At 34.2% G+C, this 16,678-nt stretch carries 14 protein-coding genes and 1 other RNA gene; 11 read left to right on the top strand and 4 right to left on the bottom strand.

Features of this window, described 5'->3' with window-relative positions:
* The 3 genes from BMY39_RS13565 to BMY39_RS13555 all read left to right on the top strand — a co-directional run bounded on the left by BMY39_RS13565 (position 1) and on the right by BMY39_RS13555 (position 5,917).
* The gene (locus tag BMY39_RS13565; RefSeq protein ID WP_092580604.1) at positions 1 to 3,102 is read left to right on the top strand and encodes a non-ribosomal peptide synthetase; all 3,102 of its coding nucleotides are present in this window, start codon (positions 1 to 3) and stop codon (positions 3,100 to 3,102) included.
* Between the two features lie 131 nt (positions 3,103 to 3,233).
* Positions 3,234 to 3,548 carry a hypothetical protein gene (locus BMY39_RS13560; RefSeq protein WP_143064780.1) on the top strand — a complete coding sequence of 105 codons (315 nt, stop codon included), beginning with the start codon at positions 3,234 to 3,236 and terminating at the stop codon, positions 3,546 to 3,548.
* A gap of 134 nt (positions 3,549 to 3,682) precedes the next feature.
* The gene (locus BMY39_RS13555) at positions 3,683 to 5,917 is read left to right on the top strand and encodes a TonB-dependent receptor (RefSeq protein WP_092580600.1); all 2,235 of its coding nucleotides are present in this window, start codon (positions 3,683 to 3,685) and stop codon (positions 5,915 to 5,917) included.
* 55 nt (positions 5,918 to 5,972) lie between these two features.
* Here BMY39_RS13555 and BMY39_RS13550 read toward each other — a convergent pair whose 3' ends face one another.
* Complete coding sequence (locus BMY39_RS13550) at positions 5,973 to 7,007, bottom strand: glutaminyl-peptide cyclotransferase (RefSeq protein WP_092580598.1); 1,035 nt, start codon at positions 7,005 to 7,007, stop codon at positions 5,973 to 5,975.
* Positions 7,008 to 7,096: 89 nt separating this feature from the next.
* Here BMY39_RS13550 and ffs point away from each other — a divergent pair.
* The 4 genes from ffs (at position 7,097) to fsa (ending at position 9,426) form a co-directional block, all read left to right on the top strand.
* An RNA gene (gene ffs / locus BMY39_RS13545) (signal recognition particle sRNA small type) lies at positions 7,097 to 7,195 on the top strand.
* Positions 7,196 to 7,263: 68 nt separating this feature from the next.
* The gene (locus BMY39_RS13540; protein WP_092580596.1) at positions 7,264 to 8,067 is read left to right on the top strand and encodes an SDR family oxidoreductase; all 804 of its coding nucleotides are present in this window, start codon (positions 7,264 to 7,266) and stop codon (positions 8,065 to 8,067) included.
* Between the two features lie 44 nt (positions 8,068 to 8,111).
* Positions 8,112 to 8,531, top strand: coding sequence for a hypothetical protein (locus tag BMY39_RS13535; protein WP_092580594.1), 420 nt, complete (start codon positions 8,112 to 8,114; stop codon positions 8,529 to 8,531).
* Positions 8,532 to 8,772: 241 nt separating this feature from the next.
* Positions 8,773 to 9,426 (top strand): fructose-6-phosphate aldolase, encoded by a 654-nt coding sequence (fsa, locus tag BMY39_RS13530; protein WP_092580592.1) that lies wholly within the window; start codon positions 8,773 to 8,775, stop codon positions 9,424 to 9,426.
* Positions 9,427 to 9,495: 69 nt separating this feature from the next.
* On the opposite strand, the gene BMY39_RS13525 is transcribed toward fsa, so the two are convergent.
* From BMY39_RS13525 to BMY39_RS13515, 3 genes are all read right to left on the bottom strand, one after another.
* Positions 9,496 to 10,116: a tRNA (guanine-N1)-methyltransferase gene (locus BMY39_RS13525; RefSeq protein WP_092580590.1), complete on the bottom strand. Its 621-nt coding sequence runs from the start codon at positions 10,114 to 10,116 to the stop codon at positions 9,496 to 9,498.
* A 138-nt stretch (positions 10,117 to 10,254) separates the two neighbouring features.
* On the bottom strand, positions 10,255 to 11,703 hold the full coding sequence (locus tag BMY39_RS13520; protein WP_092580753.1) for a glyceraldehyde-3-phosphate dehydrogenase: 1,449 nt from the start codon (positions 11,701 to 11,703) through the stop codon (positions 10,255 to 10,257).
* A gap of 127 nt (positions 11,704 to 11,830) precedes the next feature.
* Positions 11,831 to 13,240 (bottom strand): trypsin-like peptidase domain-containing protein, encoded by a 1,410-nt coding sequence (locus BMY39_RS13515; protein ID WP_092580588.1) that lies wholly within the window; start codon positions 13,238 to 13,240, stop codon positions 11,831 to 11,833.
* Positions 13,241 to 13,366: 126 nt separating this feature from the next.
* Between BMY39_RS13515 and dapF the strand changes: the two genes are divergently transcribed.
* From dapF to BMY39_RS13495, 4 genes are read left to right on the top strand one after another with little or no spacing between them, the layout of a single operon-like run.
* Positions 13,367 to 14,140, top strand: coding sequence for a diaminopimelate epimerase (gene dapF / locus BMY39_RS13510; RefSeq protein WP_092580586.1), 774 nt, complete (start codon positions 13,367 to 13,369; stop codon positions 14,138 to 14,140).
* Entirely contained in the window at positions 14,137 to 14,658 is a 522-nt protein-coding gene (locus BMY39_RS13505) for a GNAT family N-acetyltransferase (protein ID WP_092580584.1), read from the top strand. Before dapF ends, BMY39_RS13505 begins: the two co-directional genes overlap by 4 nt.
* A gap of 3 nt (positions 14,659 to 14,661) precedes the next feature.
* Positions 14,662 to 15,705 carry an endolytic transglycosylase MltG gene (gene mltG, locus BMY39_RS13500; RefSeq protein ID WP_092580582.1) on the top strand — a complete coding sequence of 348 codons (1,044 nt, stop codon included), beginning with the start codon at positions 14,662 to 14,664 and terminating at the stop codon, positions 15,703 to 15,705.
* The gene (locus tag BMY39_RS13495; protein ID WP_092580580.1) at positions 15,705 to 16,610 is read left to right on the top strand and encodes a DUF2279 domain-containing protein; all 906 of its coding nucleotides are present in this window, start codon (positions 15,705 to 15,707) and stop codon (positions 16,608 to 16,610) included. Before mltG ends, BMY39_RS13495 begins: the two co-directional genes overlap by 1 nt.
* The last annotated feature ends 68 nt before the right edge of the window (positions 16,611 to 16,678 follow it).

Raw genomic sequence — 16,678 nt, 5'->3', positions numbered from 1 at the left:
ATGAAACTCACGAGAACTCAATTAGCTATTTGGATAGGGCAAAAAATGAACCCAAAGACACCTTTGTATAATATGGTTCATGCTTTTACAATATATGGAAAAATTGATGTTACTATATTTCAAAAATCGTTTTACTTGCTGGTTGAGAAATCGGACGCTTTAAGAACTATATTCATTGAGAATAATGAGGAGCCTGAAATGCAGGTTATAACTGATGGTGTAGTTAATTATGAGTTTTTAGATTTTTCGAATAAAACCTTAGCCGAAATAAAAAGCTGGCAACAGGAAAAAAGCATTGTTTCTTTTGATTTAGAAACATGCCTTTACTATTGTGCGCTAATTAAAAAATGTGATGATGAGTATGTATTGTATTTAAATATCCACCACTTAATTACCGATGCAACATCGTCTACTATAGTTTTTAAGACCCTTGATACGATATACAAGTCGCTTTTAAGTCAATCTGATACTGCCGAAATTGAAATTCCACATTTTAAAGACTATGTTGTTTTCGAAAATGAAAAATCATTAGAAAATAAGTCCATTATTAACTATTGGGAAGAAAAGGTAACACAGGTAAAAACTCTACCAAAATTATATGGCAAATCTAATTCCAACCTAAGTACATCTTCAGATAGAATTTACATTCATTTAGGAAAAGAAAGGACGAATAAAATTAAAGCTTTAGCCCAACTACCCGAAGTAAGAAGTTGGACTCAAGATCTTACACTATTTAATATTTTCACATCGGCTTTGTTTGTTTTTTTGTATAGAATTGGAGATTTAAATCAAATAGCAATTGGAGCCCCAGTTCATAATAGAATAAACAGGCAGTTTAAGAAAACACCTGGTATTTTTATTGAATTTTTTCCTTTGATTGTTGAACTTTCAGAAGTTGACACTTTTATTGATGTTATTAATAAAGTAAAGTTAGAGACCAATGCATATTTAAAATATGCAAAAACAGGGTCGTCTAGTGTAGAGATTAATAAAGTATATAATGTTACGCTCAATTACATAAATGCAAAGTTTTCAAATTTCAATAAATTCGAAATAAGTTCAGAATGGATACATCCAGACCATTCAGATAGTAATCATGCGTTGAGATGTAATGTTTACGATATGGATAATTCTGGAAACGTTTCTTTATTATTCGATCTAAATAATTCCATTTTTAATGATCAATTGAAAAGTCGTATAGCAGATCATTTTTTAAATGTTTTAGACCAAATTACTGAGCATCTAACTGATAAAATTACCGCAAGATCTATTATTAGTAAACAAGAGATTCAGAAATATAATGGTAGAACACCCTCAATAAAAACGGAATACAGATCTGTATTTTCCGATTTTTATGATAATGTTAAAGCAGCACCGAATGCGGTTTCTCTAGAATGCGAAGAGAACCAGCTTTCGTATATTTTATTGAATCATCATGCAAATGTACTCGCTCAGCGTCTAATAAATCAGGGCTTCGGTAAAGGGGATAGCATAGTTTTATTTAATTATCGGAATACTGATTATATAATAAGTATTCTGGCAGTTGCTAAAATAGGAGCGACCTTTATCCCCTTAGCTTCTGACCAACCTATAGAGCGTGTTAAATATATCTGTAACGTAAGTAATGCGAAGTTAATTCTAACCGACTCCTACTTCAAAGATAAAACAGATAGTATTGGTCTTGATAAGATAGAGTTGGATAGATTTCAGTACAATTCTGAAGCTAATTATCAGGAGGAAATTCAGGCTCCTATTAATGAAAATGATATAGCTTATGTTCTTTTCACATCTGGTTCAACAGGAAAGCCTAAAGGAGTGATGATTTCACATGGAGCTTTATCAAATTACTTATTTTGGGCGAAAACGTACTATGGTGTTTCTAAAAACTCTCAAATTCCTTTGTTTACTTCAATAGGGTTCGATTTGACTATTACCTCTACGTTTTTACCATTAATGTCTGGAGGTACTCTGATGATTTATCCAGAAGACCTGTCAGGTGCCGATATGTCTTTAGCCAAAGTTATTAATGATAATAAGGTTGATTTCATCAAGTTAACTCCTTCACATTTGGTTTTGTTTCAAGAACTTTATGTTACAGAATCAAAACTAAAAACAATCATTGTTGGAGGAGAGGATTTTAAAGTGAGTTTGGGTAATGCTATATCCAAGCTCTTCAATCATGATGTTGATATTTACAACGAATATGGCCCCACAGAAGCTACTGTTGGATGTATTGTTTCAAAATTCAATACGAATACACATAAAGAAGGCTCCATTCCAATAGGCAATTCAATTTCTAATATGACTGCCTACATTTTAGATTCTGAACTAAATATTGTTCCAGATGGTGTCGTCGGTGAGTTGTATGTTTCTGGAAAAAGCTTAGCCTCTGGATATTTGGGCATGCAAGACTTAACTAATGAAAGGTTCATATCTAATGATTTGTCTGAATATGGAGTTTTATATCGTACGGGTGATTTGGCAAGAGTAAATGATGTGAATGAACTTGAATACTTGGGGAGAATTGATGAGCAAATTAAATTTCGCGGGTACCGGATAGAATTAACCGAAATAGAATCTAATATATTGGAGGTTGAAGGGGTTGAGTCTTGTGCGGTCTTGAAAATAGAACATGCAAATAAAGAACCTAAATTAGTGGCTTTTTATTCGGGAAAGGAACAGCTTTCCGATGAAATATTTATAAATACGCTAGGCTTTAGCTTACCTTTATACATGATGCCTTCTCAGTTTTGCTATTTACAAGAAATGCCATTAACAACTAATGGTAAAATTGATAAAAAGCGTTTAAAGACACTAAATATTGATAAAGAAGATAGTATAAGAACGCTAGTACTTCCTAACAATGAAATAGAAGAACTTGTACTTACCGTTTGGGAAGATGTTTTTCAAATAGATAAAATAAGTGTTACCGATAATTTTATTGCATTGGGAGGACACTCTCTTTTGGCCATAAAGATTTCAGCGAGGCTTAAACAAGAGTTAGAACTAGATTTGCCTTTGGTAAACATTTTTCTCTACCCTTCAATACGAGCTTATGCTACTAACCTTGAAAAAACCTTAATAGACCTTTTAGAAGAATAAAAAATCATTTGAAAAGTTACAAAACACATATTATTAAATTTTTTGCGGTGCTCATCAGTATGATTTATCTTGGTTCACCTTTGCAAAATGAAATACTAAATATTTGTCATAATCTTTCACATAATTTAAGCATGCCTAGTTACATCATATCTCATGACTATGAAGTTAATTCAAGGCAATTGAATAAACTCCCTGAACCTTCATATATGTCTGATAGTCATAGATTATTAGATGATTTAGCTCTAGCACTAAATCAAGATACAGACGAAAGTGACACTGAATTTCCAAGCACCAAAAACGTTAAGGTGGATAAGCATGTTTGTTCAAACAACTATAAATTAAGGATATGCGTTTATTTAGAGCATACTGCATTGATATACAATCACTGTAAAATTTTATTATTAAAACATTCTAAAAAAGAGAAAATCCCTCCACAAATATCTTGATATACTCTAATGTCTATGTTACACCTAAATATATAGTGTTGTAAGACACATAGATTTTTTAATCGACTCTTTAATCGAAATGAATAATGCATTTTCAACATTGTTACGTTGACTATGTCTAAAAATTTAAAAAAATGAAAAAGTATATTTTCACATTTGTGCTATTGGCTGTTTTTGGCAGTATAAAAGCCCACGAACTTAGCGGGACGGTAATTTCCGAAGATAACGAGAAGCCCATCCAAGGTGTTGGGGTTTATAACAAAAGTACAGGGGCTTATACCTATACCAATGTATCTGGTTATTTTGAAATTGATGATATATCGGTAGGGGATATCATTTATTTTTACCAATTAGGTTATAAAAATTATGAACTTACTATCGATGAGTCTCATTTAGATAGTACCATTCAAGTTATTATGGAGATATCTTCGGCATCTCTAGATCAAGTCTTGATAGTTTCAAAAGTAAATGTCCTCAGTAACTTCGTAAATGTAGATTTAAAAACAAGCCCTGTAAAATCATCACAGGAGATACTTCGAAAAATCCCGGGGTTAATTATCGGTCAACATGCAGGCGGAGGAAAAGCAGAACAAATCTTTTTAAGAGGTTTTGATATAGACCACGGTACCGATATAGCCATTGATGTAGATGGCATGCCTGTAAATATGGTATCGCATGCGCATGGACAAGGGTATGCAGATATGCACTTTATTATTCCAGAAACCATTGATAATCTAGATTTTGGTAAGGGTTCCTATTATGCCGACAAAGGCAACTTTAATACGGCTGGCTATGTAGATATTCAAACAAAGAAAAAAATTGATAAAAATGTAATTTCTGTTGAAGCTGGTCAGTTCAATACAGTAAGGGCTATGAGCATGCTTAAGATTTGGGATGGCGATAACAGTAATGCCTACATAGCCAGTGAAATGAATTTAACCGATGGTGTTTTTGATTCTCCTCAGAACTTTAATCGTTTAAATGTTATGGGGCGATATAACTACAATAATTATAAAGATCAGGAATTTAATTTATCGCTTTCCCACTTTCAAAGTAAATGGGACGCTTCAGGTCAAATACCACAACGCGCTGTAGACCAGGGTTTAATAGGGAGATTTGGAGCCATTGATGATACCGAGGGTGGAAATACAAGCAGAACAAATATTTGGATGAATCATATCAAGCATTTTGATGAGCATTCTAGTTTAACATCTTCTGCTTATGTATCTAATTATGATTTTGAATTGTTTTCAAACTTCACTTTTTTTCTGGAAGACCCAATAAATGCAGATCAAATACGTCAATTTGAAGAAAGAACTATTATAGGTGCGAAAAGTATTTACGAAAAATCGTTTCATCTAGAAGACCATGACCAACAATTAAGATATAGAGTTGGTGTTGGTTTTAGATATGATGATGTTAATGAAAATCAACTATCGCGCACTAAGAACAGAAAAGAATTATTAGAAAGGTTGGCCTATGGCAATGTAGATGAGACAAATGCTTTTTCATTTGCAGATGTAACATATAAGGTGAAAAAGTGGACGATTAACCCGGGGTTACGTTTAGATTATTTTACTTATGATTATGAGGATTTACTTACTGAAGCCTATGATAGTAAAAGTGAAAACAAGACCTTATTGAGTCCGAAACTAAATTTTATTTATGCAGCATCGTCAAATACTCAGTTTTTTCTTAAAACAGGATTGGGTTTTCACTCTAACGATACTAGGGTAGTAGTTGCCAACAATGGTGAACAAATATTGCCAACTGCATTTAGTACAGATTTAGGAACAGTTTTAAAACCAACAGACAGATTGGTAATTAATGCAGCACTTTGGTCTTTATTTTTGGAGCAGGAGTTTGTATATGTAGGAGACGCAGCTATTGTTGAGCCTAGCGGAAAGACGTCGCGTTACGGATTAGATTTTGGCTTACGCTATCAAATTGCGGATTGGTTGTATTTTAATACAGATATAAACTATACCATTGCCAGAAGCACCGAAGAACCCGATGGACGAGATTATATACCACTTGCACCAGACTTAACCTCGGCAGGTGGTTTTACAGTTAATAACTTGGGCAATTTTTCTGGCGGTATTAGTTACCGTTATATTAAAGATCGGCCAGCAAATGAAGATAACTCCATTGTGGCAGAAGGCTATTTTGTTACGGACTTAAATTTAAATTACAACCATAAGAATTGGACTATTGGTGTAATTGTTGAAAATCTTTTTGATGTAGATTGGAACGAAACCCAATTTGCTACAGAGAGTAGATTGTTTAATGAGGCCAACCCAGTTGAGGAAATTCATTTTACACCTGGTGTACCTTTCTTTTTAAGAGGAAAAGTTTCCGTACGATTTTAAATTGTAGTATTTAAACTTATATTGATAAAAAAGACCTTATGTAATGAGGTCTTTTTTATTCAACAACTTCAACTTCAAACAGTTTATCCCAGCGTTTGCCTGTTACAAAAATGGTTTTAGTATCAGGATTATAGGCAATACCGTTTAACACATCGAGTTTTTCGTGTTGGGTTATTTTATTCTTTAATGGCGTAAAATCTATAACACCTTCTACAGCGCCGTTTTCTGGGTTAATAATGGCAACACCGTTGCGTTGGTAACGGTTAGCATATATTTTCCCATTTATCCATTCCATTTCATTAATATCGGTAATTTTTCCTTTGTTTGTGTACACTTGTATTTTGTCTGCTTCAACCAATGTCTCAGGATTTAACAACCAAATGTTCTCGCTGCCATCACTTTTATAAATGTGTGTGTCGTTGTGGGTAAGTCCCCAACCTTCTTTACTTTTACCATAGCTAAAACTTCCTGTTTTTTCAAATGTGTTTACGTCGTAAACAAAACCGGTATTAGATTTCCATGTTAATTGATACATCTTATCATTCATTATGGTTAAACCTTCACCAAAATAAGCGTCTGCCAAATTTATATTTTTAACTACTTCACCAGTTTTGTAATCTATTTGCCTAAGTTTAGATTCCTTGTATTGTCCTGTGCTTTCATATAGTTTACCATTATAAAATTCCAACCCTTGGGTATAGCTTGTAATATCATGTGGGTATTGGTTTATGATATTATATTTATAAATTTTAGGAGGGGTATTGTTTAAAATAGTAATAGACGAGGTAACTGCCTGCGTGTCATTTCCATTATAATATACCAAAGCCTCTATTGGATATTTTCCCAGTTTATGGCTTTTTAAAGTATAACCATCAGAAATAGATTTTCCATTCAGTGTATACACTACAGAATCTATGGTATAATTCCTTTTGTTTTCTATAGAAAGTTTTAACGTCTCATCAATAGAAATAGTTCCCTTGTCAGCATTCGTTGTGATACTAAAAAAGTTTTTCTTTTGGTTTGAATTAGAGCCACAAGACAATAAAACAAACAATAATAATGTGGTAGTGAGTAGTTTATATATTTTCATGAGAAGCACTAAATTTGGGTCGAATATATTTATTAAAAATCGGTTTAAAAAATCATTGTGAAAATTTTAAAAGATTGTATCTTTGCAGCCGGCAAGTCCTACACAACCAGCTCCTGTAGAATCCTCCAGGGCGGGAACGCAGCAAAGGTATACGGTTGTAGCGGTGTGATGTAGGTAGCTTGCCTTTTTTTGTGCCTTAAATTTAAATTTTCTTTTCGTATTTCGATGTTGTAATTTGGCATTTTAAATTATAAGTATGTCTAAAGTAGTTTTAATCACCGGTGGCTCTTCTGGAATTGGAAAATCTATCGGAGAGTTTCTTCATATTAAAGGATATAAGGTTTATGGTACTAGCAGAAATCCTGAGAATTATACCAACACCATGTTTCCTCTGCTAACCTTAGACGTTAAAAACCTTGATACAGTTAAAAATGCCATTGCTGCAGTAATTAAAAACGAAAATCGGCTCGATGTATTGATTAATAATGCTGGAGCTGGTATTACAGGACCTATTGAGGAAATCCCAGAAGCGGAAATAAAGGCTAATTTCGATACTAATTTTTTTGGGCCTATAAATGTAATTAAGGCAGTACTGCCACAAATGCGTATGCAAAACTCCGGATTAATTATAAATATCACTTCAATAGCAGGTTACATGGGTTTGCCATATCGTGGTATTTATAGTGCTAGCAAAGGTGCTTTAGAAATAGTAACCGAAGCCTTTAGAATGGAGTTGAAGCCTTTTAACATTGAAATGACTAATGTTGCTCCAGGAGATTTTGCGACCAATATTGCTGCAGGACGATACCATGCCCCTTTAAAGGAGCAATCGCCATATAACAAAAGCTACGGAAAAACTTTAGAGTTAATGAATGCCCATGTTGATGAAGGTAGTGACCCAAAACTAATGGCAAAGGCTGTCTATAAAATCATCAATACCGAAAAGCCAAAAATACATTATAAGGTAGGGGAGTTTATGCAAAAATTTTCTGTGGCATTAAAACGCATTCTACCAGATAAGATTTACGAAAAATTATTAATGAATCATTATAAACTGTAGGTTTTGGTATGCTATTTGTGTTTTATTAACACAAAAGTAACCTTATGTATAGAAAAATTATCTTCCCCTCGGTTTTTGCTTTGTTTTTTTTCGTTACAAGCTGTCAAGATATTCTCGAATGTGTGATTAATAGAAAACCCGTTTTATCAGATACTAGAATTGATCGTGCAAGACAGAATGAGCATTTCTATGCCAAAATTACGTCTGAGATACAAAATGAACCAAGAGATAATGACTATTTTTACTATTTCGACATATTTGGTGATTTGCCCGAAGGACTAGAGGTGTTCTTCGATTACAGAGATGTTATAATTGAAGGCAGACCTAGGAGTAAAGGTAGATATCGATTTACTATAACACTAGATGTAGAGCAAGCTGATAATTATTGCGAAAATGATTTTAATGATTGTGATGGCCTCTGTGAAGAAAGCACTTCTAGAACTTATATTTTGACAGTAGACTAAACATTATTTCATTTCTCAATTTAACTTCGACAACTATTAAGAAACTTGTTAATAGATTTTGCCAAAAGGTAACTTAGTAACAGCCATAATGTTGTAAATTCGCTGCGTTAGGGATTGAGGCATTTGTTGAAGCTCCCCGACGATAGGAGGGAGCGACTGCCGAAAGCCCGACCCCTTGAGGGTAACGCCCGCTTACTGGAAACAACATTAAAACAAAGTAAAATCTATATAATTATAACTAATGAAATTTTTTATTGACACTGCAAATTTAGACCAGATAAAAGATGCCCAGGATATGGGAATTTTAGATGGTGTAACCACAAACCCATCTTTAATGGCTAAAGAAGGCATAACAGGACACGACAATATTATGAAACACTACGTGGATATTTGTAATATTGTGGAAGGCGATGTGAGTGCCGAGGTTATTTCTACCGATGTTGATGGTATGATAAGAGAAGGTGAGGCTTTGGCAGAATTACATGACCAGATTGTAATTAAATTGCCAATGATTAAAGATGGAGTTAAGGCTTGTAAACATTTTTCTAGCAAAGGCATTAAAACTAATGTAACGTTGGTGTTTTCTGCTGGACAAGCCTTATTGGCAGCTAAAGCTGGCGCAACCTATGTGTCGCCTTTTATTGGACGTCTAGATGATATTTCTACTGATGGATTGAATTTAATTTCTGAAATCCGTCATATTTATGATAATTATGGTTTCGATACTCAAATTTTAGCAGCATCTGTTCGCCATACCATGCATGTGATTGATTGTGCTAAAATTGGTGCTGATGTTATGACAGGGCCTTTAAGTTCTATTGAGGGATTACTTAAACACCCGTTAACAGACATGGGGCTAGCTAAGTTTTTAGCAGATTACAAAAAAGGGAATTAACTTACAATACATAAAAAAGGCGCAATACCGAGCAGGTATTGCGCCTTTTTTATTTTTATGATTCTTAGTTTAAGCTTTTTTCTGCTTGTTTATCTCATCTTGTAGTTGACGTCTCACTTTTTGCTCACGCTCAAGAGCTGTTTTTCTGTGTTCTTCAAACTCCTCTTCAATTTCAGATAGGCTTTGTTTTGCTTGTCTTGTTACAGCGTTACTATTTTTAAATTTGTAGATAAAGAACAGTAAAAATGCTAACAAACCAGCAATGATAGCCCAAAGCAAGGTGTTATACCCTGTTTTGCTCATTTGTAAACCGAATAGCGACATACTATCTTTTTCGGTATTGGTTTTATCTAAATCTTCTTGCGTTTTAGTAAGGTTACCTTTTAATTGTGAAATCTCATCTGCTTGCCTTTTAACAACGGCTTGTGTGTCGCTTAAATCTTTATGAACCGCTTTAAGAGAGTCGCTCACATGATTTCTTAATGCAACTAACCATGCTGTTTTTACAGCTTCATAACGTTGTCCGTTGGTGCCTTTAAAATTACCAGATTTTTTAAATACATATTCGAACTGACTATCGATTGTCCCGCTATTTAGTGATAATGTCTCTTGTTCTGGCGTGGTTTGGGCAAGTGAAATATTAAAAACAATTGCACAAATAAAGGTAATAAGGAACTTTGAGGAATTCATTTGGTTGTGTTTAAATAGGTTAACTAATGGCTACGAAAATATAAAATTAAGTTTAAAATTGCTCTTATTTATCAAATAGCCTCAAAAATTTGAGGCTATTCGGTTAGATTTACGATAGAAAATACCATTTAGATGTTTTTAATAGTAGGTATAACGTCTTACTTTTGAAATATATTTTGCAAGCCTAATAACTTGATGGCTATAACCATATTCGTTGTCGTACCATACATACAATATCACATTTTTACCATCGGCACGTACAATAGTAGCCTTGCTATCATAAATTGCTGGCGCAGAACATCCTACAATATCACTAGATACTAACTCATCACTTAATTCATATTTTATTTGCTCTACCAAATCACCCTCTAGAGCATATTTTTTTATGGTAGAATTAATACTGTTCAATGACGCTTTTCTATCTAATTCTAAATTTAGAATTGCTAATGAGCCATTAGGTACGGGAACTCGAATGGCATTTGAGGTTAATTTTCCTTCTAAACTAGGTAGTGCTTTGGCAACAGCTTTTCCTGCACCGGTCTCAGTAATTACCATATTTAAGGCTGCAGCACGACCACGACGGTATTTTTTATGAAAATTGTCAACCAAGTTTTGATCGTTTGTGTAAGCATGAATTGTTTCTAAGTGTCCGCTTTTTACGCCATAAGAATCCTCCACAGCCTTCAAAATAGGTGTTATAGCATTCGTTGTACAAGATGCTGCAGAAAATATATTTATTTTATCAGGATTATATTCCTTATGATTAACACCATGAACAATATTCGGGATTTCTTTTCCTGGAGCAGTAAGTAATACTTTTTTAACTCCTTTAGCTTTTAAATGTCTTGATAATGCATCCTTATCTCTAAAAGCTCCTGTATTGTCTATAACCAAAGCATTACTAATGCCATATTGCGTATAGTCGATAGTTTCGGGCGCATCGGCCGAAATTAGTTTTACGGTAGTGCCATTTACTATAAGCGCACTGTCTTTTTCGTTAACTGAAACTGTTCCAGAAAATTCGCCATGGATAGAATCGTTATTCAATAAAGACGCTCGTTTTTCTAAAATTTCGGCAGTAATTGGACCCCGCGTAACAATAGCTCTTAATCGTAGTTGGTTGCCTTTACCTGTTTTTGCCATAAGCTCTCTTGCGACCAAACGGCCAATTCTTCCAAAGCCGTAAAGTATTACATCCTTGGGTTCTATGGTTTTGCCGTTGCCAGCATCTTTTATTTTATTGGCAACAAAGTGAATGGCATCATCAAATTTATTTTCCTCAAGATGAAATTCATAGGTTAGTTTACCAATATCCAGTTTCGCTGGTGGAATGTTGAGTTGCTTTATGGCTTTTGCAATTTCAACAGAATCAAAAATAGAAATGGGTTTTTGCACAAACTTACCGGCATAATCGTGAAGGTTTAAAATTTCACTGACGTTTTTATCGATAAGCTGATTCTTAAATAGAATTAACTCGATGGAGTTATCATACCATAAATCGCTAACCGCTTTTATAAATTCAACAGTCGCTTTTCTACGATCAGCTTGGAACGCTAACTCTTTTTCATAAGTTGCATCTGTAGACATTTTTTTGAGTTTAGTGGTTTTTAATTTTGCAAAAGTATCATATTTCAAACGTTTTCGTAGGTAATTTTAGCAAAAAAAACAGCACTCTTTAAGAGTGCTGTTTTTAATCTATAAACGTATAGTCTTTCTATCTAAAATTATAAAGCTCTTTTTCGCCATTTTCGTTAATTAATTCAATTCTTAGTGAATTGCGCATAGCTTTATCTTTTAAAGCTTTTTGAACATCATCAACATTATTAATTTCAATGTCGTTAATCATGGTGATTATAGTGCCTTCCTTAATACCGTTTTTGTTCCAGTATTCTTTGTATTGCTCATTTAATTGAGAAATTTTTACACCATTTTTAGTTTTGTACTTTTTTAAATCACTGGATTTAGCATTTTTCACTGTACCTATTAATGGTATGGATGTTACCATGTTTCGCACCAATTTTACAGGTACAGTTTTAATTTTACCATCTCTGGAGAAAGTAACATTAACAATGTCATCTGGACTTTTGGTTTTTAGGTGCCCGCTTAAATCAGCAAATTTTGAGATTTTAACATTATCAATTTCTTTGATGATATCACCTTTTTGCAATCCTGCCTTTTCGGCTCCAGAATCTTCTTCAATACCACCTACATAGAATCCTTCTGTATCGTCTATCTCAATCTGTTCTGCAGCTCTACTGTTTAGTGCAATTCCTGAAACACCCAAAATGCCGTTTTGCACATTGCCATATTCCATGATATCATTCACTACTTTTCTAGCGATATTACTTGGTACAGCGAAGGAATAGCCTACATAGGAGCCTGTTTGCGACGAAATAGCCGTGTTTATTCCAATTAATTCCCCTTTAGTATTTACCAAAGCGCCTCCTGAGTTACCAGGGTTAACCGCCGCATCAGTTTGTATAAAGGATTGCGTTGCGTTGGGGTTGCCAGATAAATCTCTAGATTTTGCACTAATAATACCTGCAGTAACTGTAGAAGTTAGATTAAAAGGGTTTCCAACGGCCAATACCCATTCGCCAATTTTAGCATTGTCAGAATCTCCAAAAGTTACTACTGGCAATTCCTCATCCGCTTCAATTTTTAAAAGTGCAATATCAGTTTTGGGGTCTGTCCCTACAATTTCAGCTTTATACGTTTTATTGTTATTTAGTGTTACCGAAAGTTCCTGAGACCTATCTACCACATGATTGTTGGTAATAATATAGCCATCTGGCGTAATAATAACTCCAGAACCCGTACCCAACTGTGCACGCTGTGGGCTTCTTCCAAGGAATAAATCCTCAAACGTCATTTGTCCTCTGCTTAGGGTTACATTCTTAACGTGTACTACAGCATTAACCGTATTTTCGGCAGCTTGTGTAAAATCTGGCGTTTCATAGGGTTTATAAATGGTGCTTGATACCGAAGCAGGAATCAATGCGGGTTTTTCGTCAATAGTGTCAACCACTAAGGTGTTATCGTTTTCTAGAAATAATTTGTATGCCCCAAGCGTTAATAAACCACCAAGAGCTGAAACTAATACTAATGTTAAAATCTTCTTCATAATTTTCAGTTTAATGTATGTGCTCTAACGATTAAAATTAAATATTTATTGAATTTTGTTTTCAACTTTAACGACGATTTAACAATCAAAAAAACGTTAGAATATTCATATCTTTGTCACCTTATCATGCAACAAAAATTTTATAAATACCAAGGAACGGGAAACGATTTTGTGATGATTGATAATCGTCAACAACAATTCGACAAAAATAATACCAAATTGGTCTCACACCTTTGCGACAGACGTTTTGGCATAGGCGCAGATGGTTTAATTCTTCTTGAAAACCATAATGACTATGATTTTAAAATGGTGTATTACAATGCAGATGGTAACGAAAGTACAATGTGTGGTAATGGCGGTAGATGTCTGGTCGCATTTGCGAAACAACTTGAGGTTATTTCCGATAAAGCCACATTTGAAGCTATTGATGGTTTGCATCATGCTGAAATTAATGGTGATATAGTTAAGTTACAAATGCAAGATGTAACAGCAATTGATAAAAAGGCTAATCATGTATTCTTGGATACTGGTTCGCCACATCACGTGCAGTTTGAAGATGACATTGACAATTTTGATGTTAAAACCAAGGGAGCCAATATTAGATACGGCGAACCCTATAATGAAAAAGGCACCAATGTGAATTTTGTTAAGAAATTATCTGATGATACATTTAGAGTTCGTACATATGAACGCGGTGTGGAAGATGAAACTTTGTCATGCGGTACAGGTGTTACAGCTGTGGCTATAGCGATGCATGCTTTAAATGAGACCACTAGCACTCGTGTTGATTTAGAGGTTGAAGGCGGAGATTTGCAAGTGTCTTTCGATATAGAAGATGGCATTTACAAAAATGTATGGCTTATCGGTCCTGCAAAATTCGTGTTTGAGGGCACCATATGAAAACGTTAAAAGGAGAACATATTACGCTTCGCGCCTTAGAACCTGAAGATTTAGAATTTGTTCTTGAAGTTGAAAACAACGAGAGTATTTGGCACTTAAGTAATACACAAACGCCATTTTCTAGATTTGTAATTAAACAATATTTAGAAAATGCACATAAAGATATTTTTGAGGTAAAACAGTTACGTTTGGTGATTTCTGATAACAACGAAGCTCCGTTAGGTTTGATAGATCTATTCAATTTTGATTTTAAAAATAAACGGGCAGGTGTAGGTATTCTCATTAAAGATACTTCAAATAGAGATAAGGGTTATGGTTTTGAAGCATTACACTTATTAATAAACTATAGCTTTAAGCATTTAGGACTACATCAGCTATATTGCAATATTTCAGAAGAAAATAAGGCGAGTCTTAAATTATTTACCAAAGTAGGATTTGAAAAAGTGGGCTTAAAAAAAGATTGGAACTTTAACAACGGAAAATTCAATAACGAATATTTATTACAACTTATAAAATAATAGATGTACATTAAAAAGATACTTTGGGCTATTGCCATAATAGGGTTGATTGCGGCAGCGTTTTTCGCATATTATGTTTATGGTGCTATGTTGGCGCCAAATACCAATTTTAATAACGATGAAGCCTACATCTATGTAAAAACCACAGATACATATAGCGATGTTAAGGAGCAACTTAAACCACTTTTAAAAGACATTGATAAGTTTGATATTTTGGCAAGACAAAAGAAATATACAAGCAATATTAAACCTGGTAAGTATATTATAAAAAAGGGGATGAGTAATAATGATATTATTAATTCCATTAGAAGCAATAACATGCCAGTAAAGGTATCTTTTAATAACCAAAATTCTCTGGAAAAGTTGGCAGGAAGGGTGGCCACTCAAATTGAAGCGGATAGCCTGTCGTTAGTAAAAGTTATGACCGATACATTTTTTTTAAAGAACCATAGTTTTAAGTACGAAACAGCTTTAGGAATGTATTTGCCAAATAGTTATGAATTTTATTGGAATACCTCTGCAGAAGATTTTAGGGATAGAATGTTAAAGGAATACAAGCGTTTTTGGAACGAAAAGCGCATTGCCAAGGCTCATGATATCGGTTTGTCGCCAGACCAAGTTATTGCTTTGGCTTCTATCGTATATGAAGAATCTAAAGAACGTTCTGAGCAACCAAGAATTGCTGGGGTGTATATGAATAGACTACGAATTGGTATGCCGTTGCAGGCGGACCCCACTTTAAAATTCGCTGCATATAAACTACCTCAGTATAAAAACACTGTTATTAAGCGCGTTTTAAATGTGCATAAAGAGATAGAATCGCCATATAATACTTATAAGAAAAGAGGATTACCACCAGGACTTATTGCAATGCCAGATATCTCTGCAATTGATGCGGTTTTAAATTATGAAAAACACAAATACCTCTATTTTGCTGCAGACCCAAAACGTTTTGGCTATCATAAATTTGCAAAAACATTGGCACAACATAATGTGAATGCTAGGGCTTATCAACGCTACTTATCGTCACAAGGGATAAATAAATAATGTTACGTTATGGTATTTATATAGCCTTTTGCATATGTTTCTCACTAACTGGTCCTGCGCAATCCCCTTTAAACAAGTTTTTAACACCTAGCGATACATTAAACATACCACGTAGAGATGCAGTAGTAATTTCAGAGGCTGCCTTGTCTAGTGCTGCGTTGATCGGTTTAAATGAGCTATGGTATGCTGATTTTGATCGTTCAAAATTCCACACTATAAATGATAACGCAGAGTGGCTTCAGCTGGATAAAGTCGGTCATGTGTTTACTGCGTATCAAATGGGGAGGCAGGGTGCTAACTTATTAAAATGGAGCGGCGCAGATAAGAAACATCAATTGCTTTATGGCGCCACAATAGGATTCGGATTTTTAACGGCTGTTGAAGTATTAGATGGATACTCGAGCGAATGGGGATTTTCTTGGGGAGATGTTAGTGCAAATGCTTTAGGAACAGGACTCTATATTTCGCAAGAATTGTTGTGGAATGAACAACGAATTGACGTAAAATTTAGTTTTAGGCAAACACGATATGCAGAATTGCGCCCCGATAAGCTCGGTAAATCCTTAATTGAGCAGGTTTTAAAAGATTATAATGGACAAACCTATTGGTTAAGTTTTAACGTGCATTCTTTTTTTAAAAACAGTAAAATTCCTAAGTGGTTAAATGTTGCGTTTGGGTATGGGGGAGAAGGGATGCTGTCTGGTATTGAAGTTTCTGACAATCAATTGTTAACAACTATTCCAAGGTATAGGCAGTTTTATCTCAGTTTAGACGTAAATTTGTCAAACCTAAGCACTAATTCAGCACTGTTAAAGACAATTTTTAACATTTTTAATATGATAAAAATACCTTTTCCTACTTTGGAATTCAACAAAAACGGGGCTGTATTTCATCTATTCCATTAGTAAAAATTGTACTTCAACGATTAGTTTTGATAAAATCAAAAAAAAACGTAATTTTGCCGGCTCAAATT

The organism is Hyunsoonleella jejuensis (assembly GCF_900111025.1).
Taxonomy (GTDB): Bacteria; Bacteroidota; Bacteroidia; order Flavobacteriales; family Flavobacteriaceae; genus Jejuia; species Jejuia jejuensis.
The sequence above is the reverse complement of the archived record's forward strand: the minus strand, read 5'-3'. Positions and strand labels throughout refer to the sequence as shown.